Genomic DNA, 23,381 nt, shown 5'->3' on the forward strand with positions numbered 1-23,381 from the left:
AAAAAACCCTTTTTTCTGTATGATAAGAAAAGAGGGTTCTTTTTAGGCTCTAAGCTCTTATCTCTCAAGAATTGATCTTGTTGGAGGTAGCACCTTCCTGACTAGGTCAGAGGTTGCTGAAGCTTCACAGGGCCAATTCCCTCTGCTTCTCTTGATAAGAATATTTAATTAACTTCCATTATACTACTTAACTTACTATTGTAAAAGGTCTTTTTCTATTGCAAAAATTTTCATCGGATAAATCCCTCTTATAAAGCCACCTTAACAAAGTACTTATTGAAATGAAAGGAGCTGTTACAATGGGGAGAGATGACAACAAAACTGGCGGGAACAATGCGCGTTCGTTACCGCAGACACCGAAAAACCAAAAAATAAAACCTGGTGACATGAGTGAAGAAATTGCTCGCGAGTTTGCTGAACTGAGTTCCCTGAAACCAAAGCGAGAACGTATGAATCCAAATGCAAGAAAAAGAAAATGAGTAAGTAAAACGATGAACCCTCGCGCCAGCGTCATGCTGACGCGGGAGTTTATTTATACTCAGTCTGCGTTCTGCGCTTGCTTTAAATCTTCCTTTATCCCCTATAATCGCTCGGGATGCTGCCTTCCTTTTCTACTTCCACATTCCATGCAACAATTGTTGTACTGTCTCGTACATTTTGTCTTTCAATTTCCGTTAACAACTGTGAAATACCTTCATCGAGTTTTTTTTCATTCAGCTCAGCAACAAGATTTGATGGATTCGAAAAAGGTTCACCTGGGCATTCCACCAAACCGTCAGTCGTCAAAAAAATAAGGTTGTTCCCTTTTCTCAATTCTCTTGTTCCTGAAGTGTAGCATGGTACTGCTTGCTCAAACGTATTCACCTGACCAATCCACTCGAAGAATTGCCTTTGGTTGAGTTGAAATTGGTTCAGCGCAATCAGATCCGGATGTAATACGTATACTAGGCAATCTCCAACGGAAAACCACCATACATAATTAGCTTTCCTCACTACGATAAGACAAGCCGTTTCTCCTGTGACACACCTGCATTTGTCCAAAAACTTCTTGGATTGAAAAATCTCAAGGAGCTTTACTTCCAAATATTTAAAATCAAGAAAACCCTTTATGTTTATATTCTCTACAAAATCACTTTTAAACTGTTCAAGTGTATCAATGACAAGTTTCGCACTTTCGGCACTTTTATGTGCATCCAAAATAGCCGCGAATTCCCAATCCTCATTTTGCCAAATAACAAAGCCATCCTCGTTCTTGGTTTGTCCCGCTGAAGAATTGCCTCCAAAACGACCAACTGCCATCCGATTAACCCACCGAACATCCCGTTCATCGATAAAGTCCTTTTCACTTCCAACCCAAGAGTGATTATTCATGAACGCTCGACCAATCGATATGGCCTCACTTCATAACCCTCATTGGCAATCGTCTCTTTATTCAAGGCATCCTTCACTCTAGAAACGAATTGCGGGCGTTTTATCCAGTCTTCTACTTGTTCTTTATCAAAGTCAACAAATTGTACGTCAATCGTTTCAGGAGGCTGTGCAGCCGGCACACCAGTAATGACTCTCCCACGGAAAACTATACAGATGATGCCCGCCGTGATATTTTGATAAACGCCGACCATGTCACCGATTTCAGCGTAGATGCCTGTTTCTTCTAGCACTTCCCGTTTAACCGCTTCTTTTAACGTTTCACCTGGCTCAACTCGTCCACCCGGCATTTCATATGTATCATTTCGGTGATTGTTCCGTACAAGCAATACCTGTCCTTCCTCATTTACAATGTAACCACTAACAGCAACAATCTGTTTAGATTGCCCATAATCCCCTGTCGAAGTGAAAAACTCTTCATTTGATGAGGTATATAACGAACCGAATGTTTTTCGATGTCTTTGCGCTTGTGTATGCATTTCAGAAGCTCGGATGGCGGCATCCACCGTTTCATAATGTGCTCTGCTATCGTATGACCATAATGCCATAATCTCCGTCAGTTCTTCATCAACCCACCGTCCAACCAGCTGCGCCCCATGCGTCAGCTGATTCGGAAGCAAATAGGTGTGGAAAAACTGTGTAAACGTTTCGTACATCGGCGGTTCTATCTTGTACGTTTTTCTGCGATACAGCATATAATGATTCTCCCTTAAACAAATACATATTTAACGAGCATTTTTCAATAACCGAATTAGACCCAATGTGAAAACAGAAAAGAGTATTAAAGTGAATTTAGGGTCAATGATAGGTCTAAACTTAACTTTTTCCGAATCTATTTCATAGACCCCTAGAGGTCGGATGGCAATACGCCCCCCACCTCCTTCTCCTTGGCCTACCGAAGAGTTTCCAGTTTCTTCTGAATAACCCCCTCCTCCGCCAACGATATAATTGATCTTTGCTACAGGAAGAACTTTTTTGTTTTTAAATTCAACCGGTTCACCGAAAACCAACGATACGTCCCGCTGCCGTCTAAATTTTTCAAATATCCTTCCAACTGGTGATTGGTATACAGCAGTTTTTTCAGCGTCCATTTCTCTCCTACTCTCTTAATTTTTCATCATTACTGGGATTCCGTTTTAATATTGAAATTCAACTCTTACAGTAGCGTTAATCGTGATTTGTCCTTGTTCAATCGGAGTTGCCACTGCCATTTCCTTCGCTGAAAAAGAACGATATAAGATGGGTTCTGCTTTTAATTCTTCTACAATTTTAATTGGCTGAGGGTCAAGTTGCAGCTGCATTGTCGCAGCAATGGTTTGCGCTTTAACGAGAGCATTTTTCAATGCTAGGCTCAATGCTTCTTGATAATGAAGTTGTTCATCTTCAACAGTGAACTGAATGTTTGAAACCCTGTTAGCCCCGTTTTGAACAGCCACGTCTATCACATTTCCAACTTGATCAATATCTGAAATTTTTACAGTGATTGCATTTGTCACTTCGTATCCTCTAAATATTTGTTCACCTTCAATATAGTCATATTCAGGAAGTATATTATACGAAACAGTTTGTATATTTTTCCTTGCAATTCCTAATTTCAGTAATGATTCAATGACTTGATTCATCAAATAAGCATTTTCTTGCTGTGCATGGCTAAGTTGTTTAGCTTCTGTAATTACTTCCAATTGAATTTGAGCTGTATCCGGGGCAACTGAAAGACTCCCAATCCCAGTAACAGTCATAACGCGATGTTGCCGTCGACTCATTTGTTGTGCATACGGATAATACATTTGCCTCCACCTTTCCTGAGCATCATTATGCTTCTTTAGATAGTATGCTAATTGCTTGGAAAAGATAATTGCAGTAGTACTAAACAGAGCACTCGAAACTAACTAATAACGGAGATACATTCACTTTTCAAGAACTTCAAAAACGTCTATATTGGATTTATCGCCAATTATTGTAATGTTTACAATCATCTTGATAACCTAAAAAATGGAAGTTTAAATTTATGACAGGTTCTTTACTTCTATTCCCGTATATACCTTATCTACACAAAATTTTTTAATTATTTCTTGGGCAATAATCTAGATAATCTTCTCAACTTCCTTATTTTCACATTTCACCCCATCCATATGCGACTTCACTCAAATTCTTACCAGCAATTTCGATATCTTCAATTTCAATTTTCTTACCACCTAACGCTTCATAGAATAGGCAAGCCGGGTTCTCTTCTATCGCCCATATGAGCATTGAGTTAAAATTATTATCTTTCAAATCTTCCACAACCGCCTGAAAAAGCAATCGCCCGATCCCTTGTCCTTGGTATTCTTTCAAGAGATAAATCGCATATAATTCCCCTGTATATGCTTCATATTTCCCGGTACGTTCTTTTCCACCTGTAGAAAATCCTAAGACTTGCCCATTTTCATCTTCTGCTATGTATACGTGATTCTCTGTTATCCCCTTTTTCCAAATCAGCTCACGCTTCTCGTAGGAAAGGCTTTCTAAAAAAGTGTCCGGTACAATGCCTTTGTATGTCGTTCTCCAACTATCTACATGTACTTTTGCAATTCCTTTTGCATCATCTACCTGTGCTATCCGAATTAATATCTCGCTCACTCCTTTCATCTTTGTAAGAAGACCTGGAAAACAGGTCGACCAACTATAAAAAGTTATTTTGGACGTGCCTCATAGGGATGGATTTGACCTATTATGCCTACCTTTTCATCTGTTTCAATTTGCTTAATCACTCCATTTGCAATCTCATTATGCATAAGCCAACGTGAACCGCTGTCTTCTAATACAAACCCCAAATAGATTTTCCGGTATTTGCACGAGCTAGGAATACGGATATGTTCATCTTCGAAATACCGCCGGCTTCCCTTTACATGAAATACACGAAACGGTGCTTCTCCAGGGTTCATTTCACAAATACGCTCAAGCACACTGTAATTTGGTGTCCAACTGATAATAAGATCAAACGGACCACGTTCTCTAAGCGCTATATTAATTTCGTCATATATATCATCTGTATCGTAATCAGTCATAAGGGGAAATATAGAATTTGGCGCACTTTCTTCTTGCAATCGTTTAAATTTCGACAATGTACGCCCAATGACAGAAACAGAATAATCTTCACCTGCAAGGTAAATACAAACTCCGGCAAGCATACCCGTACCGCCAATGATTAGAGCATGATTGTTCCTTTTCATCCATTTACCCTCTATTCTAAAAGTTGTTTGTGGGATTTACTAAATTAATACCCACCATGTAATAAGCACTAATTGAAGAAATCTTGAATACCAGTTGTCAACGAATGACCCTATAAAAGTTGTAGGATTAAATACTGTGTATAAAATAAGGCTGGGGTGAATTTCCAGTTTTATGTAAAGCACCTCCTAGCGCCGTAGCGAATTCAATATGATTCTCTATTTCAACATATTTGGTTAGTATTTTTAATCTGATATATCACTCCATCCATATGCAACTTCACTCAACTTCTTGCCCCCAATTTCAATTTCTCGTGTGTCAATTTCTTTTCCGCCTAATGCCTCATAAAATTGGCATGCTGGATTTTCTTTTATGACCCAAATGAGCATTGAATTCAAATTATTTCTCTTTAAATCATCTACTACCAATTTGACCAGTGATCGCCCAAGCCCTTTTCCTTGGTGCTCTTTCAAAATGAAAATCGTATATAATTCACCTAAATACGTTTTGTAGGTACCCGTACGTTCTTTTCCACCTGCAGAAAATCCAATCACATGTCCATTTTCATCCTCTGCTATGTATAAATTATTCTCGATAATCGCTCGCTTCCAAATCGGCTCCCGTTTATCATATGAGAGGTTATTCAAAAAATCGTCCGGCACAATCCCTTTGAATGTCGTCCTCCAACTATCCACCTGGACTTTTGTTACACCAGTTGCATCCTCTCTATTTGCTATGCGGAAACCCATTCCAATCCCCCTCAATTTGACCATAAAAATTAAGAATCGCTTCCATGCAAGGCACAGAAACGATTCCGTTGACAGCTACTATAACTTCAATAAATGTGTCGTCTCGGAAGCGGAGTCGTCCAATTCGAATCCATTTGCTCTATAAAAAGCATCTGCTTTGAATGAATCTGTTCGTACTGTCACTTCATTGAACGTACTTCGTGAATGGTCGACGATTTCTTTGAGTAAAAGGGATCCTACACCTTGCCGCCTAGCTTCATCCAGCACGTAAAATCTTTGCAAACGAGCAACTTGTGTATCTTCGGAAAAAGGTGATTGATTCACCCCGCCGATTGCTACTACATTACCTACTTCATTTCGAACAGATAAAAGCGCTTCTCCCGGTTTATTGAACGTATTTGTTCCATCCTGATAGTCATTGACCAACCGTGTTAAAAATCGATACCCTTCTGTTTCACTTTCCTTCACTAAATGGGCAATATCTATTTCCCCTAAATTATCAACCTGTTTTACTGTATAAGCCATCTCTATTCCTCCCATCAATCAAATAATTTAAACATACAGTCTATTTCGACATCCGCTACAATAAAACCTTTTAACAAGCAAAAATGACTTGATACGGATAAATACTCTCCGCGTCAAGTCATTTTGTTGAAAATCATTTCATATCGTCTACGTCATATTGCGCTTTAGAAAAGCCCCTGCCGAGAATTTCAGATGCATTCAAGAAGATGACAAACGAAGTCGGCTCCTTTTTTTGAAGAAGCTTTTTGAAATAGACGGCTTCTGCTTGTTCGACGACACATAAAACCATTGTTTTCTCTTGATTGGAATAGCCGCCGATTGTTTTGATTTTCGTTAATCCTCGATTGATTTCATTTTTGATGATGTCTTGGATTTCCTCTTCTTTATCCGTAATGATGAGAACCAATTTAGTCGGTGACGTTTGCAACTGAACAAAGTCAATTACCTTACTCGTAACATAAATTGCGATCATCGCATAAAGTGCAAGTTCGAAGTTGAAGACAAATGCCGAAGCGACGACAACTAGTCCATCTACAAGCAACTGGGAAAAGCCACTCGAAAGGCCGGTGTATTTCTTGACCAATTGAGCGATTAAAGCAGTACCGCCTGTCGAACCGTTTCCCCTATACACAATGCCGAGACCGACACCAAGCATAATGCCTCCATAAATCGCACTCAACAATGGATTGTCGACAGCGAGCTTCATGTCCATTGTTAACCAAATAACAAACGGTACAAAAAATGTACCGACTAGTGTTTTTAAACTGAATTCCTTGCCGACAAGTATGACTCCAAGAAATAATAATGGAATATTAATAAACCATTGCACGTACGCCGGATTAAATAGGAAAAGTTCATACAAAATTGTACTAATCCCGGATACTCCGCCTGCAGCTAATCTAGATGGTAATAAGAAAATATTGAAGGCCAAGCCAACAAGTGCAGCCCCGAAAATAATCTGTATGTATTCAAATAAGACCGTTTTCCTGAATTTTTGTATTGCCATTAATTTATGATCCCTTTCTTTCGCCTTGCTCATTTGAAAAAAAGCGAGCGATGACATCATTTTTTTAGATTTAACAAGATTATATATAGAAACCGAATGCTTCGTATCCAAAATAAAATGATAAAAGCGATAAAATACTAAATACGACGTTTTCTACGGCGCCACCTGTCCTTGTCGTCAACGGAAAGCGTACAGTCATCTTGAGCGGAAATAGCAGTTTAATGCCATTTTTTGTCGCCATATCTAGGATGTAATGGCTCACCATTCCTGCCATGAATCCCGCCTTGGCAGCTTCATTAGGAATGAATGTATTCAATAAAGCTGCGATTAGTACTAAAAACAACAAACTGTGCGTAAATGTGCGATGACCGAATAGCATATTGATAAGTTTCGATAACAAAGGCAATTTCCTTCCGATTTTACTGCCGCCGTGGCAGATGTCAGGAAGCAATGCGCCAATCACTCCTGCCCCTAGCATGATAATCGGATCATGATTTGTTAATTGTGCATAAGCAAGACTTGCTGCAATGCCGCCTACGATGTGTGTTTTCCCTGTCATGCTGTTTTCTCCTTTTCCCCATAAATCTTTCCTTACTAGTATAAACGTTGTTACGTCACCTGACACGGAAATCATACAAATGTTTTGCAATGAATTTCCAATACTTTCATTTGAAATTACAAATCGGTTGATGTAAACTATATTTACAAGCTGCGTTGTGCGTATACCCATTAAGTTTTAACCTTTAAGCTGTAAACGGGAGTTTTACCTAGATACAGGAATGGCAAGCCCAGTTCTTTCGATAATTGGGACATACAGGATTGTTTCTGCGAACACCCACTTGGAGAAGTGGTGGTTTAAAACTTTCTAAGACCATACGGCAAAGGCGGCTGACTTTTTTCAAGCTAAAAAAACAGGATTCCAAATTTTTCATTTGATAATATACTTTGATTGTTATACACTATATATAGAAGCTGCGTTGTGCGTATACCCATTAAGTTTTAACCTTTAAGCTGTAAACGGGAGTTTTACCTAGAAACAGAAATGACACGCCCAGTTCTTTCGACAACTGGGACATACAGGAATGTTTCTGCGAACACCCACTTTGAGGAGTGGTGGTTTAAAACTTTCTAAGACCATACGGCAAAGGCGGCTATGCTTTATAAAGCTATTAGCATCAGTACTTTTCGAAAAAGCATCATCCTTCAATGGGTGATGCTTTTTCGTTGTTATTATTAATCTGATACGAATGCGGCGCATCCTTTGGTTTAGTAACTTTATTCCACCTTTAGAAATTCACTTCGAAATCTTTAACGTAAACAGCATTTCCAGTAATTTCTATATCATAACTATTTTTATTTTTAGATACCCGCACCATAACCCGACCATTTTTTTCAATTTCCTGCCCTTGCTCCACTATTAGATTTAGATTTTTTTCAAAGTTGCTGTTTATGTATTTAGCATAATATGCGCCCATTACCCCCGAAGCAGTTCCAGTCACTGCATCCTCTGTAGTACCAGAATAAGGTGAAGAGAAGTGCCGAGCGTGCATATGTGCATTGGAATCATAGGTTTCCAAACAAAAAGGATGGATAGATGTTTTTGGCATTTCTTTTAATATAGCGGGGAATAGCATATTAATAGGTTTCATTTTTTTAAATGCATCAAGTTTATTTATAGGTACCAATAGTGTCCAAGTACCTGTACTACCGTATAGAATCGGTAAATCATCATCAATGTCCTCTTTGATTAATCCCATTGAGTTGGCTAAATCTTCCTTTGAACCTCTAAATTCTTCAAACTGTGGCGGGATCTGTTTCATCGTTATGTTTATTTCAGTATCAGCTGTTTCATTAATCTTTATTGGTAAAATACCTGCTTTTGTTTCAATCGTAATATCTATTTTATCTCCTAACAAACCTTTTGTTCTTAAAGCATAAATTGTAGCTATTGTTGCGTGTCCACAAAGATCCATTTCATGACCTGGTGTAAAATAACGTATTCTAAGGTCAGCTACCTCAGATTTAACTGGAAAAGCAGTCTCATTAAATCCTACTTTTAAAGCAATTTCTTGCATCATCTCAGCTGTTAGGTCATCCCCATTAAAAACAACTCCTGCTGGATTCCCTTTATTAGCTTCTTTACTAAATGCATCATAATGATAAACCTTTACCGATTTCATTTTTCATTTCCCCTCCACATATTTTGTATTTTCATCAGCCCAGTAAAATAATTTCATAAGTTCCTTTAATAAATAAAATTAAATCACCGAAAAAGCCTTTGCAAAAGAACGCGAAATAGTAGCTTGCATTTGTAATTTCCAATTTAAATAGTTCTTTGATTGCCTGAATAAATAACTTATTAAAGTTAAACCAACTTAATATCCATCCAATGATTAGAAAAGTTACAATCGCGATTTTGAAATCTCCTTCCTTAATTAGGCCAATTCACTATACATTTATTATAAATTCCTACTAAAAAATCTTGCTTCGTTACCGTCATCCCTGCGAGCAATCAGATTGGCTCTAGTAAAAATTATTTATATTTTAACTCTAATTCTCTACAAAATTAATTTTCCTCATAACTTTTTGTATTACTCTCGGAAAAAAGTAAGCTCCGAAGAAAGCAAATACAAAAGCCTGTAACCAAGTTTTTAACCATAAAAATAAAAACGTGTTATTATAACCTCTATTTATGGAGACTAAAATAAATGAAATAAATAAGGACAGACTAAAGGCCATTAAAAACGCAAAAATAATAGGTTTGTATTTAACATTAATACTCATTTTTCTCCACCTTTCAATTAAACACTTTCAGGATCAAAACATAACATAAACCCGACTACTATTAACAAAACTGCCTGTATTCGAACCATGGTAGCCAGTATTCACTACTGTTGCTTTGACATTATGCTTATCCATCATATCACTTCAACTCCGGTATCATGCTCTTGGAATGCACACAAAGGTTCTTCCAGAGCAATCAGGCCATTCGAATATCAATATCGCCATGGAAACGTAATGTTTTTTGTATTTTAAAAAACAAAAAAACAGCAGTAGAAGTCCACTGCTGCAAGATGTTTCCTGTCAATAACCTGAGTCTTCGGATGTAAAGTTCTCAATCATTTTGTAGTCATATTTTTTTAGCGGTTTTTCTGCAGGACCTTCAATTACTTCTCCAGTAAATGAAAACCTAGACCCATGGCACGGGCAATCCCAGGTGCGGTCACCGTTGTTCCATTCGACTTCACATCCGATATGAGTGCAGGTTGTATCTACGATATGCAGTTTGCCCTCATCATCTTTATAGGCACCTTTTCGATGTCCTTCAAGGGTGATAACGGCACCTTCCCCCTTAGATAAGTCTTCCGGCCTTGTTTTTGGTGAATCCAGTTTTCCTTTAATTAATTGACCGACGACGTTGGCGTTCTCCTTAAAGAAGTTTTTCAAACTCGGATGCGCATAGAACCGTGAAGGCGTAAATAACTTTTCAAAGGGGTTCTCTTTGTCTAGAATCATATCCCGGAATAACAGTGCTGCAGCTGTTCCATTAGACATTCCCCATTTCCTAAAACCTGTAGCAATCAGGATATTAGGTTGTCCTGATGTTAATTCACCAATGTAAGGCAATTTGTCCAGCGTAATTAGATCTTGTGCAGACCACCGATAGACGATCTCCTCAAGTCCAAAAACTTCCTCACCAAAAGTCTCTAACGCTTTGTAATGTTCCATCGTCTCTATTCCTTGACCGGTCTTATGACTTTCCCCAACAATAAGGACCATTTCTTCTCCGTTTACCATTACAGATCGGAGTGAACGTGTCGGCTCATCGGCACTTAAATACATTCCACCTGGAAATTTCTTTTTTGCTTTGATAGCAAGAGCATATGATCGATCTGCATGCATTCTTGTAGAATAAAGCCCAAGTCCCTCATAAAACGGAAAATGAGAACAAGCAAGAACATGTTTGGCGGTTATGCTATGTCCTTCACGAGTAAGTACGACTGGATGATCTCCCGTCTCAATATTCACTGCTGTCGTGTTTTCAAAGATAAGACCGCCTTTTTCAGTGATGAGTTGTAGTAAATGGACAAGATATTTGGTTGGGTGAAACTGAGCTTGGTTATTCATGACAAGGACCTTTTGAAAATCTATTTCAAAAGGTATACTATCAACCAATCCCCCTTCTATGCCAATCTTTTCATAGGCTTCTGCTTCTTTTTCAATCTTGCGTGCGTATTTCTCTGTAGTGGCGTATATGTACGCATCTTGCATGCTAAAATCACAATCGATGTTATGTTGGTCCACTGTTTCTTTGATAAAGTTGAGTGCTTCCCTGTTCGCCTCATAATACAAACGTGCGTTACTTCTTCCAATGTTATGAATGAATTCATCGTATATTAAATCATGTTGAGCAGTAATTTTGGCAGTTGTATGACCAGTTGTCCCGTTCAACACTTTTCCCGCTTCGATAACAGCGACTTTCAAGCCTTCATTAACTAACAGATAGGCGGATGTAATTCCGGTAATACCTGCACCTACAATAACGACATCAACTTGAAGATCTTCCTCTAAACTTGGAAACTGTGGAAACTCAATATCGGTCCTCCAATAAGATTCAACTTGCTCCGGCAACTTTCCATTTTCATTATCATTTTGGGTCACAATTAATCCTCCATTCAATACTCATATAAAGTAAGGCTATACAAACAACATAGCCTTACTTCTTTACATTTAATCCAATAATCGATTATTTTCGTCGACAGCTAATAGTCTTGTTTCCTGAATATCATGCCCGATATAAGCCGTTATGACTGAACTACATAAAGTACAATAATATTTCCATTCTTCATCATCGGAAAGTATTCCTTTCCTTCCCAAACGCATGCTTTACATATATTTCCGTCTCCACTTTAATACTCATGAAAATTAGGAGAACTATATTCAACAATTGATTCCGATTACTCCGACGGTATACATTCATCTTGAGCATATTCCTTATGTATTAGACTATTTTTGTAGAATTTAATGAGCCATATTATTTTAGATGTATTGCGAAATGAAGTCTTTTGGTCTTATACCTCAAAGCAGTGTGGACCCGAAAACGCCTATGCGGGAATAATAAATTGAAATATATTGTACCAAATCGACATAATTCTCCCGTAAATCATGTACGGATACCCACTTTTTCGAAAAGTGAATTTATCATACACAATATTGTTATTCCTAGAGAAACCTAAAACAAACAAAAATCGAGCGAACTCCAACTACATCATGGAGTTCGCTTAGATAATGAAATAAGGTTATATTTCAATTATGATTGGAAGAATCATCGGCCTTCTTTTTGTACGATCATATAAATAGGTCTCAGTCGATTTTTTTATGTTTTGTTTTAATATATTTCTTTGGTTTCGATCGCTTCCCTTTAAATTGCTAACGGTCTTTATAACCAGCTGATTTACATCATTCATAAGTTCTTCTGAATCACGACTAAAAACAAAACCTCGGGAGATTATATCTGGATTAGAAACAAGCTGACCATCCGCCTTATTTACAGTCACTACAATTACAAGCATTCCCTCTTCAGATAATAGTTTTCTGTCACGTAATACGATATTTCCTACATCACCAATTCCCAACCCATCTACAAAAATATTTCCTGATTGAACTTTTCGTGTTTGGCGGGCAACCTGATTTTTTATATCAACAACATCTCCATTGTTAATAATAAAAATATTTTCTTTTTCCACTCCAATTGATTCGGCCAACAAGCTGTGATGATGTAACATTCTATATTCACCATGTATAGGAATGAAATATTTCGGTTTCATTAACGTAAGCATTAATTTCAGTTCTTCTTGAAAGGCGTGTCCTGAAACATGCATGCCCGTTTCTTTTCCCGATCCATAAATCACTTTTGCCCCTAATAAAAATAAATTATCGATGATTCGTGAAACGCTCTTTTCATTTCCTGGGATAGGACTTGAAGCAAAGATTACGGTATCGTCTGTATCGACTTGTACCTGACGAAAATTCGAACTGGACAAACGCGATAGTGCCGCCATAGGTTCTCCCTGACTACCAGTACAGAGAATGGCTACCTTTGCTGAATCCATTTGTCTAATTTGATTTTTTTCAATTAGCATTCCATCTGGAATAGTTAAGTAACCTAGTTCAGAGGCAACCGAAACAACATTTACCATACTTCGACCCAGCAGAGCTAGTTTTCTGTTCGTTTTCTGTGCAGCGTCAACTACTTGCTGTACCCTGTGAACATTAGATGCAAAAGTCGAGATAAATACTTTCCGACGAGCATTGCGGAATGCCTCTTCTATATGTCCACCTATAAGCCGTTCAGATGTATTAAAGCCAGGGCGTTCCGCGTTGGTACTTTCCGACAAGAGAAGTAATACACCTTTGTTGCCGATATCAGCCATTTTATGGATATCTGGATATTCGTTATTAACAGGTGTTAAATCAAACTTAAAGTCGCCCGTATGTACAACTGCGCCTTCAGGTGTATGAAATGCAATTCCTAAACAATCGGGAATGCTGTGATTTGTTTTAAAAAATGTTAAACTCATCGTTCCGAACTCTAAGTTTGAATCAGAGTTTATCATGACCAACTCAGTACCTCTAAGAAGCCCATGCTCTTTTAACCTTAGTTCAATTAACCCTAACGTTAATCTTGTCGCATAAATCGGTACATTTATTTGATTTAAAAAATATGGTATGCCTCCAATATGATCCTCGTGCCCATGTGTAATGACTAATGCTCGTATTTTATCCTTATTTTCTTTTAAGAAAGATACATCCTGGATTATCAAGTCAATTCCCATTAAACTCTCATCCGGAAATTTAGAACCACAATCAATTACCACGATATCGTCTGCGTACTGTAAAACATACATATTTTTCCCTATTTCGTTAATACCACCTAAAGCAAAAATTGATAAATTACTCTCTGTTGTCATCAAAATAGATTTCCTCCTAATTTAGATTTCTATACGAAGTATTCCCATTTGGTTTTTATTTATGATTGTTACTATTCAAATGGAATAAAGTTTTTTAAAGAATAAATGTGATGGGGTATAGACGAATGTTCATTACTGACTCGTATTATTCCTAAAACATCAAAAAACCTCTACTCAATTGAGAAGAGGTTTTTAATAAAAAATGACTCCGGAGGTAGGAATCGAACCTACGACCGATCGGTTAACAGCCGATTGCTCTACCGCTGAGCTACTTCGGAATGGAGATTAACTTTGTAAACGTATTATATCCAAAACTCATTGTGTTATACATTACATTCTTGAACCTCCCACGACTAAAGTCACGGGATTCTGAGGTCAAAAAAACGACAACATAATCTCCGGACCCTGGTTCTCATCGTAAGATTCCTGCTTCATCGAGAACTGCACTTAATAATAAAAGCGTCTAACACTCTCTCCATTGTTTCAAAAAATGAGAAACAAACAACATCTTAAGATGTTGACAGGCACACCCCGCAGTTCCTGCGGTACTGAAGATAGAGCTAGATATCCATTAATAAACGCAATCCTTCTTCTTTTATATTAAGGGCTGCGTTTTTGTCACGATCATGATTGATTCCACATGTTGGACAGACCCAAATTCGATCAGTTAGCGACAAAAGTATATTCTTTTTCTTGCAACCACTACATATTTGGGACGATGGGAAAAACCGATCAATTAAAATAACTAGCTTGCCTACCCACCCTGCTTTATAGATTACGAATGTTTTAAACATAGCCCAACTCACATCCGCAATACTACGTGCAAGTCTCTTATTCTTAATCATTTTCTTGACGTCTAAATCCTCTAAAATGATGACTTGGTTTTCGTCCACCAATTTTCGAGAGACTTGGTGCAGGAAATTTTTTCTTTTGTTCACAATGTGTAAGTGTAGTCTACTGATTTTTGTTTGCATTTTCTTATAGTTTGCTCCACCGATCACCTTGTTTTTAAGCAGTTTTTGCAACTTGGAAAGCTTTAACAAGTCTTGCTTCAAGTAACGTGGGTTTTCGATTTTTACGCCATTTGATGAAATCAGAAAATGGGTCAGCCCCATATCACACCCGACAACTTCACTAGCCAAAATCTCGCTAGTTTTAACCTTTTCGATAACTGGAACAACTTCTTCAAAACGAAGAGATATATGCGTTTGACCGCTACTGTGAACATTTACTGTCGCTCCCAATAGTCTACGATTTTTATTCTCTGTCTCAAATCGAGTAATTTGTTTCTTCGATAACATGACCTTTACTTTCCCAATCTTCGGGAGACTCACATACAGTTCCTGAATGTTCAATTTGATATTGTTGTTTGTTGATTTCGTTGAATAGCTCTGCTTAGATCCACGCTTCGACCTAAATCTAGGATAGCCATTTTGCCCACTAAAGAATCGGGCGTAAGCATCATCGACTTGTTCCATCCCGCATTCGAGAGCAAACTTATCCGGCACTTTGAGCCAGGCATATGTTTCAATTTTCTTCAGTTGATTAAAGTTTTTCTTAAATACGCCATAAGAAAGCGTCTTTTTTGTGTGTTGGTAATACTCGATTTTTTGCGACAAGTACATATTATAAGCGAAACGAGCACAATCCACTGAATACGCAATCTTTTTAGCTTGCTCACTCGTTGGCTTCGCACGAAGACGCAGACCGTAATGACGCAACTGTTTTCCTTCTTCTTTTAATGTTTTATTCCTTTCAGCTGTTTTACTCGTCATTAGGATCAGCTCCTTTTACGATTGGATGTTTGAAAAGGGTCGCCCTCGTTCCCTCTTTTTAGTAGGCTGTGCTTTAATATATTGACGAATCTGTTCTTCCGTTCGGTCACTTACTGTACAAATGAAATAGGATGGATTCCACAGACTTCCACCCCAAAGCTCACTTTTAAGTTCTGAGAACTCCTTAAACAGGAATCGGGCAGAATTCCCTTTCAGTGCCTTTAACAAGTTTGGAATGGTGTGTTGTGGAGAACAGTCAATTAACATATGTATATGGTTTAAGTCTGTTTCCATTTCAATAATTTCGAACTTGTGCGTGATTGCCTGCTCTTGCATAATTTCCTTTAACCGATTGTCTACTTCTCCTCGAAGCAGGTCTTTTCTATACTTCACGCACCAAACAATATGATACTGAATTGAATAAACATATCCGCGACCTTTTTTAATTTCCATATTGACACCTCATACTTAAATTATAACATACGTATTTATAAAACACCAAAAAAAAATGGCCTAACTCACGACTAAAGTCACGAGTGTGCGGCCACAAGTTAATCAACAGAACATAAGATTTCCAAACAGATGATTATATCCAAAAAGAAAATTCCAACTTTATGGAAACAGTTTGGATTTTGTTCCTGATTTCAATCCATGTTGCATGACATGGATATTCACCCTGTCCAAAATATCCTTTACAATATTAGGGTAAGCGTAATATGAACTCTAGAGACTTACCTATATTACGAACACTATTCATGGTAAAATGATAGGTAATCATTTTTTAACTGGTAAAGGAGGCGGAACGTATTCTAAAACGATTGGTCGTTACGGGGTATAAACCGCATGAACTTGGTATATTTGATGATAAACACCCAGGAGTACATTTCATTAAAAAGGCTTTGGAAAATCGACTCGTAACATTGCTAGACGATGGATTGGAATGGGTTATTATTAGCGGTCAACTAGGTATTGAAACATGGGCAGCGGAAATCGTAATTGAATTAAGAAAAGAACATACCGAATTAAAATATGCGATTATCACCCCTTTTAAAGAGCAAGAGAAAAATTGGAACGACATGAAAAAGGAAAAGTACCATACGATTGTTGCTTTGGCCGATTATCATGTTAGTTTAACGAGCAAACCTTACGAAGCTCCATGGCAGTTTATCGAAAAAGACAAATTTTTCATGCGTAATTCTGATGGAATTCTCATTGTCTATGATGAGGAAAATGAAGGATCTCCAAAATTTGTGAAGAAGGCAGCAGAAAAACACGCTGAACGTACGGACTACCAAGTACTCACAATTACCGCGGACGACTTACAAGTAATCGCGGAGGAAGAACAGATGGATGAATGGCAATGAATCTTATGTTACCTTGACAGATGATATTATCCATGATAAGATGATTCAGTTAACAATTAGGTAATCGTTATGATTGAATATCTGGCATTCTATGTACTGTTTTTGAGAATACTTATTCACACTGGCGCGACTAAAGGGTCGCAAGGACGTAAAAGTAGGCAGGGTTTATGTTGCTTAAGTTAGAAGACACCCAGTGGAACAATGACCGCGGCTCTGAAAGCTTATCCTTTCTATGGAAATTATTCCCCGAATTTTCGGGATGAAAAATTAAATTCAAAATAGTAGTGGTACCTAACAAAAAACAAAGGGATGTCCTCAATTGAGGACATCCCTTTTCCAATTTACATTGTTTTCAGCAAGTAAATCAATTGCTACTCCATGATGAAAGCCTTACAATTATAGGTAAATAAAGGAGGTTTTAAATTGAATATTTATGCTCATCGCGGCTCATCAGGAACACATCCCAAAAATACAATTTCTGCCTTTCGGAAAGCTGCTAAACTGCAAATATACGGCGTAGAATTTGATGTTCATCTTACAAAAGATGGTGAACTGGTCGTCATCCATGACGAAACAATTGATAGAACGTCTAATGGCCACGGTTTCATAAAGGATATGACGCTATCAGAACTAAGGATGTTTGATTTTGGCAGCTGGTTTTCTTCCGTATTTCAAGGGGAAGTCATACCTACATTACGTGAAGTACTCGATATTTTCTCTGAAACGTCTCATCATCTAAATATTGAACTCAAATCAGATATTTTTCCATATGAAGGAATGGTCAAAAAAGTTACCGAGCTAGTATCGGTTATGAAACTTGATAGTCGTGTCGTAATTTCTTCATTCGACCACGGAGCGGTTCAAATGGCAAAAAAAATAGCCCCCCATATAGAAACCGCCGCCTTGTTTATGGAAGTACTTGTGGAACCGCTTGATTATTTGCGATCAATTCCTGCAGATGCCTTGCATATAACATTACCATCCGCTCTCCGACCGTTTGCTAAAATGGTTATCGATAAAGGTGTTTCCATTCGTGTATTCACGGTAAATGAGTATCAATATGTAGATGCTTTGACTCAAGTCGGTGTCACCGCTATTTTCACAGATTACCCAGAAAAAATGATGACTTATTTGAACAATAAAAAACTGAGCAAATGAACTGCACCCCAGCTAGTAAGTGTGACTACCAATTGGGGTACCGTTCAAACTAGCTCAGTTTTTTTTACTAGCAGACGCACCAATAAACTTATCAAATAGCCGTAGCGAGACAGAATCTCCTTTTGCTGATAATAATTCGGGATGCCACTGAACACCCAGTACAAATTCCTTACCAATGCATTCGATTGCTTCTATAATTCCATCACTCGCCATACCAGTAACTTTGAAAACAGCAGCTACATCTTTCAAAGATTGATGGTGGTATGAATTAACTTGAATGCGCTCACTTCCCGCTATCGTTTTTAGCAAACTTCCGTCTTCAACCATCACATAATGAGATGGATGTGAATTGGGTGCTATTTGAAAATGCTGAAGTGTTGGACTCTCGTTTTGTTTATGTAAATCTTGAAAAATCGTGCCCCCAGCTGCAACATTCAGTACTTGGAGCCCCCTGCATATACCGAGAATAGGTTTGCCTGTTTTGAGCATATGTCGAGTAATTTCCAGCTCGATTGAATCCCTGATTGGCGAAACTTCACCCAGATAAGCATATGGCTCTTCATTGAAAAGCATAGGATTAATATCCTGCCCCCCGGATAATATGAGTCCATCCAACATTCCAAGCAGCTGACTGACATCTTCCTCAATCCCAACCGGAATGATAATCGGTAAACCGCCCGCTCTGATGACCGATCGGACATATTCATTATCTAAAATGTGCTTGCCACTTTGTTCGACATCTGTCGTTATGCCGATAACCGGTTTCATCAACAGTCCCCCTACTTAACGGTATTTTATTTATCAGGGTTACAAATTGCAAGTTCACGTCAATCAAATCACGATGCATTAGGCAGACAAGCTGTTGATAAACTCTTCAATCTCTGCTTGCGATTTTCGATCCTTACTGACAAAGCGCCCTACTTCTACCCCGTCATGGAATGCTATGAAACTAGGGATTCCAAAAATATCAAGTTCCCCACATAAATCGATAAACTCGTCACGGTCAACCAGGATGAATTGATATTCAGGATAATCCGCTTCAATTCGAGGTAAAATTGGTTCAATGACGCGACAATCCCCACACCAATCTGCTGAGAACATAAAGATTATACGCTCCTCACTTTTCAATTGTTCAAATTGCTCGATCGATTGCAACTTCTCCATTCGAATCACTCCTTATTTTAAATTATCTATAATTTTAATTCTATCATCAAAAAAAGTGGCAGTCACCAACTCAGCCTTTAAACGACTCATTTTTATAACAACCAACTATTTTTTGAAGCTCCACATGGACCATTTTCCGATGTCTACAAAGCCAATCCGTTTGTAAATAGAACCTGCATCGGGATTATCGTAAAACAGACATATCATCTTACCTTCTTTGAGAAGTTCTTCGCAGATCACCGACATACAAAATGAAGCCAACCCTCTTTTTTCGTGACCTGGTAACGTTCCTACACCTACAATCATTGCAGACTGGCTATTCTCAGCCGTACTCGATGCAGAACTAATTATTCGACCGCCCTCTTCGATGAAATAAGACCGTGCTGACCCATTGCTAAGTGAATCACGTTTATGTTCAACACTCATCGTGCTCATTGCGAATTCAGGTATCCCTTGCATTTGCTCAATTATTCTTTCAGCGTCCTCAGGTACAGCTTTCTTCACATCTATTCGTGCGGGTACTACTGGCAAGTCATTTGCCTTCTCACATTTCGCATAATAAAGTACTCGTGGATTAGTTGGTTTCAAAGTCAAATGCGGTTCCAATTTAAGGACAATATGTTCAATCCCAGATATGAACTCGTATTTTTCATCAAAATTGATTATTTCTGCGATACCTTGCGCATCGAATTCCCCTGGTGCATAGACTATGAAGTTTCCAGCATATTTTAACAAAACACCATGTAATTGATCATCCTCTGTAACATCTCCCCATAACTTCTGAATGGGATTATCAAACCCATAGGCTTCAATATCTCCAATTATAAAAAGGTTTTCTGCTGGTTTTTGAGAGACAAAATCTAATGTTAGTTGCCTGTCTTCCTCAGTAAGTAGTCGAATCATTCAGAACACCTCTTTTACTTTTATGCCTAAGTTTACCAAGAGGTGCTCGAATTCACAATATGAAAAGGACCTTGTCAATAAAGCTGACAAGGTCCTTCTAATCCAGCCGTTAGCTTGGAACACTTTTATGAAGCGGTGGGGGAATAATCCACCCTTTTTCTTTATTCAAAGTTAACAATTTAAAACCGAACAGCATTTTATCCGCGTGGAATTTACTGAACATCATTGCGACATCTTCCCGCAAGCATTGTCCCATTACTTGACTGCATGACACAAGACCCTGCCCGACATTAATGGACATTGCAGCACTGATTTCCGGATCCATAAATCTCGCACCGACCGGTATATCTTCTGCTGTCGCTTTAGGTCGTTCAGGCAATGAAGGGGGTAATGCGATTCCATTCTCTTTCAAAACATTTTCAAGTTGCTTATTTTCTGATTTCATCGTTTTAATTGCCTCTTCTAGGAGTTCAATGAGATCTCCGTCACCTGCATGATTAACAAATGCTTCGTAGCCACTAATTAGCCCATTATTCGCCAAAACATATGCCCATGATCCTATTACTTCTCCGTAGTGCAACGGTTCGTCTTTCGGATTTCCATCTAAAATTCCCAATTTTATTATCTCTCCTTTTTTCTCCACTTGTTTAAATGGATCTCAACCTTATTATGTGAAGATATAAAAGTTATATACATCATTTTGTCTAGCTCGAAAATTTTCACATAGCTACACAGTTATGAATTAATCAATTTAGGGAATTCTAATTAAATGGCTAAAAAGGGAGGGTATTTTTGTGCGACATTGGATTTTGTTTCCGATGTATATCATCACATTGTCGTTTCTATTCTTTACTGTTGTTGTAGCAAAGGAAGAACCATCAAGAGAAACAATTCTGGAAGAACGAATGCAATTTTATTTACGTTTCGAGAATGTAACTGTTCCGTGGTATTATTTAGCCGCCGTCGATCAGTATGAACGTAATATCCAGCAGGTTCGAACTGATATACCCAAGAAAGATGGAACCATCGCAATCCAATTTTTAGATGATTATTGGATTGGCCCACTTAATCCAAATAAAGACGATACATCTTCTGAATCGATTGCCTACTTTGGCGGAAATGGCCTTGACGGTAATGGAGACGGTGTTGCAGATAATAATAATGCGGAAGATGTGCTTTTTACAATGGCTACTTATTTAAGCGGGTATGGACAAGAAGAAGAGGATTTTAAATTAGCTTTAGAAGAATATTACAAGCGTGAAGAAACTGTTAGACAAATCATGACGATTGCAAAACTGTATAAGCACTTTGAAACGCTGGATCTGGATGAACATGCTTTCCCTATTCCCACCAATTATAATTATAGTTACAATGGAACCTGGGGGGCAAAAAGAGGCTGGGGCGGCCGAAGAATTCATGAAGGAACCGATTTATTTGCAGGTTATGGTGTCCCCGTGCGAGCCACGTCTTATGGAGTAGTTGAAATAATGGGCTGGAATGAATTTGGAGGTTGGCGGGTCGGTATTCGAGATACACATAATACGTACCACTATTTTGCCCATTTAGCTTATTTCAATAAAGATATCACAGAAGGTGACATCGTTGAACCAAGAACAATCATCGGTTCAGTAGGCAGCTCAGGTTATGGTAAAGAAGGGACATCAGGTCGTTTCCCTCCCCATCTCCACTACGGGATGTACAAATATAACGGACGGACAGAATGGGCTTTTGATCCTTATCCTTCGCTCAAAGTTTGGGAACGACAAGATAAGCAGAGATGAATAAAAGTGTAAAGCATCGGTTATCATACCGGTGCTTTTATTTTCGAATTTGTTTCCCCCTCTTATCTTCCCAACGTCTATCATCAATATTTACCATAAAAATATTTTAATTGAGTAATTTTTCATGGTAAAAAGCCGCACCCCTTCATAAAGGTCGCGGCTTTTATTTATTCAATTCATCAATTCTGCAACAATTTCATAAGAACGCAATCGATCTTCATGATTGAATATTTGCGTGTTAATAATTAATTCGTCTGCTCTCGTTTCTTGAATGAAACTTTCGAGCTTTTGTTTTACAGTTTCCGGACTGCCGACGATTGTTGTACGAGCATCAAGCGTTTGCGCAATAGATGCCTTTTGTTGTGGTGACCAAAAGTCTTCGATATTGTCGACGGGTGGTTTTAGTTGTGACGGCATTCCCGTAGTGATACCAAGGAATTGTAGTTGCTGTGAAGTTGCCAACCATTGAGCCTTCTCATCCGTCTCCGCTGCGATGACGTTGACGCCAAGCATGGCATACGGTTCCTTAAGAAATTTAGATGGTTTGAAATTCTGATGGTAAAGCTGCATTGCTGCCATTGTATAGGCGGGTGCAAAATGACTTGCAAAAGAGAATGGCAAACCTTTCTGCGCTGCGAGCTGTGCACTGAAACCGGATGAACCAAGAAGCCATATCGGAATATCGAGTCCTTCACCTGGAAATGCGCGAACACGGGCTGATCTGTCCGGTTCAAAATAAGCTTGAAGTTCTGCCAACTGTTCAGGGAAATCATCGCCAGTGCTTTGCAAAGTACGGCGTAGCGCAAAGGCTGTTGCCTGATCCGAACCGGGTGCACGACCTAAACCGAGGTCAATTCTTCCCGGATAGATTGATTCGAGTGTACCGAACTGCTCTGCAATGACAAGCGGCGCATGGTTAGGTAGCATAATTCCCCCCGAACCGACGCGAATCCGTTTTGTCGCTCCAGCAATATGCCCGATAAGGACTGATGTCGCAGAACTTCCAATACCTGGCATATTGTGATGCTCAGCAAGCCAGTAGCGGTTGAACCCCAATCGCTCTACGTGCTGTGCCAATTCCGCACTATTTTTGAAGGACTGCGTAGCGTTGCTGCCTTCATTTATCGGAGAAAGATCTAGAACTGAAAATGGAATCGAATTGAATTTTTTTATATTATCAACAACCAAATCTAATCACTCCTTATTTTGTTCTCACTAGAAAGGATACCGTTCCTGCATGTATTGTTCTATCAATTGGTCTCAGAAAAAATTGATATCTTTAAAAATGATGCTTGACATTAGTTTTTCATTTGTTATGATTAATTCTAATTCCATAACTAATCTAAC

Annotated in this window: 25 protein-coding genes, 1 tRNA gene, 2 other RNA genes, 1 riboswitch and 1 other annotated feature (1 of these 30 only partly in view); of the genes, 6 read left to right on the top strand and 22 right to left on the bottom strand. The window is 38.5% G+C overall.

Translation table 11 applies throughout. From position 1 onward, the window contains the following. Positions 1 to 54 precede the first annotated feature (54 nt). Positions 55 to 161, bottom strand: a riboswitch (SAM riboswitch). Between the two features lie 138 nt (positions 162 to 299). Then, complete coding sequence (locus AC1TO6_RS02060; RefSeq protein WP_482099939.1) at positions 300 to 479, top strand: hypothetical protein; 180 nt, start codon at positions 300 to 302, stop codon at positions 477 to 479. Positions 480 to 573: 94 nt separating this feature from the next. Here the strand turns inward: AC1TO6_RS02060 and AC1TO6_RS02065 are convergent, their stop codons facing one another. The 10 genes from AC1TO6_RS02065 to AC1TO6_RS02110 form a co-directional block, all read right to left on the bottom strand. Then, on the bottom strand, positions 574 to 1,371 hold the full coding sequence (locus AC1TO6_RS02065) for a PP2C family serine/threonine-protein phosphatase (RefSeq protein WP_482099940.1): 798 nt from the start codon (positions 1,369 to 1,371) through the stop codon (positions 574 to 576). Further along, the gene (locus tag AC1TO6_RS02070; RefSeq protein WP_482099941.1) at positions 1,368 to 2,123 is read right to left on the bottom strand and encodes an NUDIX domain-containing protein; all 756 of its coding nucleotides are present in this window, start codon (positions 2,121 to 2,123) and stop codon (positions 1,368 to 1,370) included. The genes AC1TO6_RS02065 and AC1TO6_RS02070 overlap by 4 nt, the downstream gene beginning before the upstream one ends. Positions 2,124 to 2,153: 30 nt before the next feature. After that, complete coding sequence (locus AC1TO6_RS02075) at positions 2,154 to 2,519, bottom strand: spore germination protein GerW family protein (protein ID WP_482099942.1); 366 nt, start codon at positions 2,517 to 2,519, stop codon at positions 2,154 to 2,156. Positions 2,520 to 2,564: 45 nt separating this feature from the next. After that, positions 2,565 to 3,215, bottom strand: a complete 651-nt coding sequence (locus AC1TO6_RS02080; protein ID WP_482099943.1) for an SIMPL domain-containing protein — start codon at positions 3,213 to 3,215, stop codon at positions 2,565 to 2,567. A gap of 325 nt (positions 3,216 to 3,540) precedes the next feature. Further along, positions 3,541 to 4,047: an N-acetyltransferase family protein gene (locus AC1TO6_RS02085; RefSeq protein WP_482099944.1), complete on the bottom strand. Its 507-nt coding sequence runs from the start codon at positions 4,045 to 4,047 to the stop codon at positions 3,541 to 3,543. Between the two features lie 53 nt (positions 4,048 to 4,100). Continuing rightward, on the bottom strand, positions 4,101 to 4,640 hold the full coding sequence (locus tag AC1TO6_RS02090; RefSeq protein ID WP_482099945.1) for a Rossmann-fold NAD(P)-binding domain-containing protein: 540 nt from the start codon (positions 4,638 to 4,640) through the stop codon (positions 4,101 to 4,103). A 243-nt stretch (positions 4,641 to 4,883) separates the two neighbouring features. Then, positions 4,884 to 5,387 carry an N-acetyltransferase family protein gene (locus tag AC1TO6_RS02095; RefSeq protein WP_482099946.1) on the bottom strand — a complete coding sequence of 168 codons (504 nt, stop codon included), beginning with the start codon at positions 5,385 to 5,387 and terminating at the stop codon, positions 4,884 to 4,886. A 78-nt stretch (positions 5,388 to 5,465) separates the two neighbouring features. Continuing rightward, a complete protein-coding gene (locus AC1TO6_RS02100; protein ID WP_482099947.1) occupies positions 5,466 to 5,912 on the bottom strand; it encodes a GNAT family N-acetyltransferase in 447 nt (148 codons plus the stop codon). A gap of 133 nt (positions 5,913 to 6,045) precedes the next feature. Next, positions 6,046 to 6,918 (bottom strand): YitT family protein, encoded by an 873-nt coding sequence (locus tag AC1TO6_RS02105; protein ID WP_482099948.1) that lies wholly within the window; start codon positions 6,916 to 6,918, stop codon positions 6,046 to 6,048. A 79-nt stretch (positions 6,919 to 6,997) separates the two neighbouring features. Further along, the gene (locus AC1TO6_RS02110) at positions 6,998 to 7,477 is read right to left on the bottom strand and encodes a metal-dependent hydrolase (protein ID WP_482099949.1); all 480 of its coding nucleotides are present in this window, start codon (positions 7,475 to 7,477) and stop codon (positions 6,998 to 7,000) included. Positions 7,478 to 7,621: 144 nt separating this feature from the next. Here AC1TO6_RS02110 and ssrS (AC1TO6_RS02115) point away from each other — a divergent pair. Together ssrS (AC1TO6_RS02115) and ssrS (AC1TO6_RS02120) are read left to right on the top strand one after the other, a co-directional pair. After that, a non-coding RNA gene (gene ssrS / locus AC1TO6_RS02115) (6S RNA) lies at positions 7,622 to 7,813 on the top strand. A 71-nt stretch (positions 7,814 to 7,884) separates the two neighbouring features. Continuing rightward, positions 7,885 to 8,076, top strand: a non-coding RNA gene (gene ssrS, locus AC1TO6_RS02120) — 6S RNA. A gap of 128 nt (positions 8,077 to 8,204) precedes the next feature. On the opposite strand, the gene AC1TO6_RS02125 is transcribed toward ssrS (AC1TO6_RS02120), so the two are convergent. From AC1TO6_RS02125 to tnpA, 7 genes are all read right to left on the bottom strand, one after another. Beyond that, entirely contained in the window at positions 8,205 to 9,098 is an 894-nt protein-coding gene (locus AC1TO6_RS02125) for a PhzF family phenazine biosynthesis isomerase (protein ID WP_482099950.1), read from the bottom strand. A gap of 370 nt (positions 9,099 to 9,468) precedes the next feature. Further along, on the bottom strand, positions 9,469 to 9,702 hold the full coding sequence (locus tag AC1TO6_RS02130; RefSeq protein ID WP_482099951.1) for a DUF2798 domain-containing protein: 234 nt from the start codon (positions 9,700 to 9,702) through the stop codon (positions 9,469 to 9,471). 300 nt (positions 9,703 to 10,002) lie between these two features. Further along, positions 10,003 to 11,580: an FAD-dependent oxidoreductase gene (locus AC1TO6_RS02135; RefSeq protein WP_482099952.1), complete on the bottom strand. Its 1,578-nt coding sequence runs from the start codon at positions 11,578 to 11,580 to the stop codon at positions 10,003 to 10,005. Between the two features lie 638 nt (positions 11,581 to 12,218). After that, entirely contained in the window at positions 12,219 to 13,892 is a 1,674-nt protein-coding gene (locus AC1TO6_RS02140; protein WP_482099953.1) for a ribonuclease J, read from the bottom strand. 203 nt (positions 13,893 to 14,095) lie between these two features. After that, positions 14,096 to 14,167: transfer RNA gene (locus tag AC1TO6_RS02145), tRNA-Asn, on the bottom strand. A 282-nt stretch (positions 14,168 to 14,449) separates the two neighbouring features. Then, positions 14,450 to 15,664, bottom strand: a complete 1,215-nt coding sequence (locus tag AC1TO6_RS02150; RefSeq protein ID WP_482099954.1) for an RNA-guided endonuclease TnpB family protein — start codon at positions 15,662 to 15,664, stop codon at positions 14,450 to 14,452. 15 nt (positions 15,665 to 15,679) lie between these two features. Continuing rightward, on the bottom strand, positions 15,680 to 16,117 hold the full coding sequence (gene tnpA / locus AC1TO6_RS02155) for an IS200/IS605 family transposase (RefSeq protein WP_482099955.1): 438 nt from the start codon (positions 16,115 to 16,117) through the stop codon (positions 15,680 to 15,682). 353 nt (positions 16,118 to 16,470) lie between these two features. Between tnpA and AC1TO6_RS02160 the strand changes: the two genes are divergently transcribed. Together AC1TO6_RS02160 and AC1TO6_RS02165 are read left to right on the top strand one after the other, a co-directional pair. Then, on the top strand, positions 16,471 to 17,028 hold the full coding sequence (locus AC1TO6_RS02160) for an SLOG family protein (RefSeq protein WP_482100116.1): 558 nt from the start codon (positions 16,471 to 16,473) through the stop codon (positions 17,026 to 17,028). 423 nt (positions 17,029 to 17,451) lie between these two features. After that, positions 17,452 to 18,186: a glycerophosphodiester phosphodiesterase gene (locus AC1TO6_RS02165; protein ID WP_482099956.1), complete on the top strand. Its 735-nt coding sequence runs from the start codon at positions 17,452 to 17,454 to the stop codon at positions 18,184 to 18,186. 54 nt (positions 18,187 to 18,240) lie between these two features. Here the strand turns inward: AC1TO6_RS02165 and AC1TO6_RS02170 are convergent, their stop codons facing one another. The 4 genes from AC1TO6_RS02170 to AC1TO6_RS02185 form a co-directional block, all read right to left on the bottom strand. Then, positions 18,241 to 18,954: a gamma-glutamyl-gamma-aminobutyrate hydrolase family protein gene (locus AC1TO6_RS02170; protein WP_482099957.1), complete on the bottom strand. Its 714-nt coding sequence runs from the start codon at positions 18,952 to 18,954 to the stop codon at positions 18,241 to 18,243. Positions 18,955 to 19,032: 78 nt separating this feature from the next. Continuing rightward, complete coding sequence (locus AC1TO6_RS02175; RefSeq protein ID WP_482099958.1) at positions 19,033 to 19,350, bottom strand: thioredoxin family protein; 318 nt, start codon at positions 19,348 to 19,350, stop codon at positions 19,033 to 19,035. Positions 19,351 to 19,455: 105 nt separating this feature from the next. Continuing rightward, positions 19,456 to 20,253 (bottom strand): GNAT family N-acetyltransferase, encoded by a 798-nt coding sequence (locus tag AC1TO6_RS02180; protein WP_482099959.1) that lies wholly within the window; start codon positions 20,251 to 20,253, stop codon positions 19,456 to 19,458. 109 nt (positions 20,254 to 20,362) lie between these two features. Beyond that, complete coding sequence (locus AC1TO6_RS02185; RefSeq protein WP_482099960.1) at positions 20,363 to 20,869, bottom strand: DUF3231 family protein; 507 nt, start codon at positions 20,867 to 20,869, stop codon at positions 20,363 to 20,365. Positions 20,870 to 21,071: 202 nt separating this feature from the next. Between AC1TO6_RS02185 and AC1TO6_RS02190 the strand changes: the two genes are divergently transcribed. Beyond that, the gene (locus tag AC1TO6_RS02190; protein ID WP_482100117.1) at positions 21,072 to 22,034 is read left to right on the top strand and encodes a M23 family metallopeptidase; all 963 of its coding nucleotides are present in this window, start codon (positions 21,072 to 21,074) and stop codon (positions 22,032 to 22,034) included. Positions 22,035 to 22,205: 171 nt separating this feature from the next. Here AC1TO6_RS02190 and AC1TO6_RS02195 read toward each other — a convergent pair whose 3' ends face one another. Continuing rightward, positions 22,206 to 23,222, bottom strand: a complete 1,017-nt coding sequence (locus AC1TO6_RS02195; protein ID WP_482099961.1) for an LLM class flavin-dependent oxidoreductase — start codon at positions 23,220 to 23,222, stop codon at positions 22,206 to 22,208. Between the two features lie 154 nt (positions 23,223 to 23,376). Further along, positions 23,377 to 23,381, top strand: a binding site (T-box leader); it runs 223 nt beyond the window's last position.

This window comes from Sporosarcina sp. Y352 (assembly GCF_056786535.1).

Excerpts from the sequence above, each read along its gene's own strand:
- AC1TO6_RS02060 (WP_482099939.1), top strand. The coding sequence starts at position 300 with ATGGGGAGAGATGACAACAAAACTGGCGGGAACAATGCGCGTTCGTTA.
- AC1TO6_RS02110 (WP_482099949.1), bottom strand. The coding sequence starts at position 7,477 with ATGACAGGGAAAACACACATCGTAGGCGGCATTGCAGCAAGTCTTGCT.
- tnpA (WP_482099955.1), bottom strand. The coding sequence starts at position 16,117 with ATGGAAATTAAAAAAGGTCGCGGATATGTTTATTCAATTCAGTATCAT.
- AC1TO6_RS02105 (WP_482099948.1), bottom strand. The coding sequence starts at position 6,918 with ATGGCAATACAAAAATTCAGGAAAACGGTCTTATTTGAATACATACAG.
- AC1TO6_RS02090 (WP_482099945.1), bottom strand. The coding sequence starts at position 4,640 with ATGAAAAGGAACAATCATGCTCTAATCATTGGCGGTACGGGTATGCTT.
- AC1TO6_RS02065 (WP_482099940.1), bottom strand. The coding sequence starts at position 1,371 with ATGAATAATCACTCTTGGGTTGGAAGTGAAAAGGACTTTATCGATGAA.
- AC1TO6_RS02150 (WP_482099954.1), bottom strand. The coding sequence starts at position 15,664 with ATGACGAGTAAAACAGCTGAAAGGAATAAAACATTAAAAGAAGAAGGA.
- AC1TO6_RS02180 (WP_482099959.1), bottom strand. The coding sequence starts at position 20,253 with ATGATTCGACTACTTACTGAGGAAGACAGGCAACTAACATTAGATTTT.
- AC1TO6_RS02170 (WP_482099957.1), bottom strand. The coding sequence starts at position 18,954 with ATGAAACCGGTTATCGGCATAACGACAGATGTCGAACAAAGTGGCAAG.
- AC1TO6_RS02100 (WP_482099947.1), bottom strand. The coding sequence starts at position 5,912 with ATGGCTTATACAGTAAAACAGGTTGATAATTTAGGGGAAATAGATATT.
- AC1TO6_RS02130 (WP_482099951.1), bottom strand. The coding sequence starts at position 9,702 with ATGAGTATTAATGTTAAATACAAACCTATTATTTTTGCGTTTTTAATG.
- AC1TO6_RS02175 (WP_482099958.1), bottom strand. The coding sequence starts at position 19,350 with ATGGAGAAGTTGCAATCGATCGAGCAATTTGAACAATTGAAAAGTGAG.
- AC1TO6_RS02095 (WP_482099946.1), bottom strand. The coding sequence starts at position 5,387 with ATGGGTTTCCGCATAGCAAATAGAGAGGATGCAACTGGTGTAACAAAA.
- AC1TO6_RS02075 (WP_482099942.1), bottom strand. The coding sequence starts at position 2,519 with ATGGACGCTGAAAAAACTGCTGTATACCAATCACCAGTTGGAAGGATA.
- AC1TO6_RS02190 (WP_482100117.1), top strand. The coding sequence starts at position 21,072 with ATGTATATCATCACATTGTCGTTTCTATTCTTTACTGTTGTTGTAGCA.
- AC1TO6_RS02080 (WP_482099943.1), bottom strand. The coding sequence starts at position 3,215 with ATGTATTATCCGTATGCACAACAAATGAGTCGACGGCAACATCGCGTT.
- AC1TO6_RS02070 (WP_482099941.1), bottom strand. The coding sequence starts at position 2,123 with ATGCTGTATCGCAGAAAAACGTACAAGATAGAACCGCCGATGTACGAA.
- AC1TO6_RS02125 (WP_482099950.1), bottom strand. The coding sequence starts at position 9,098 with ATGAAATCGGTAAAGGTTTATCATTATGATGCATTTAGTAAAGAAGCT.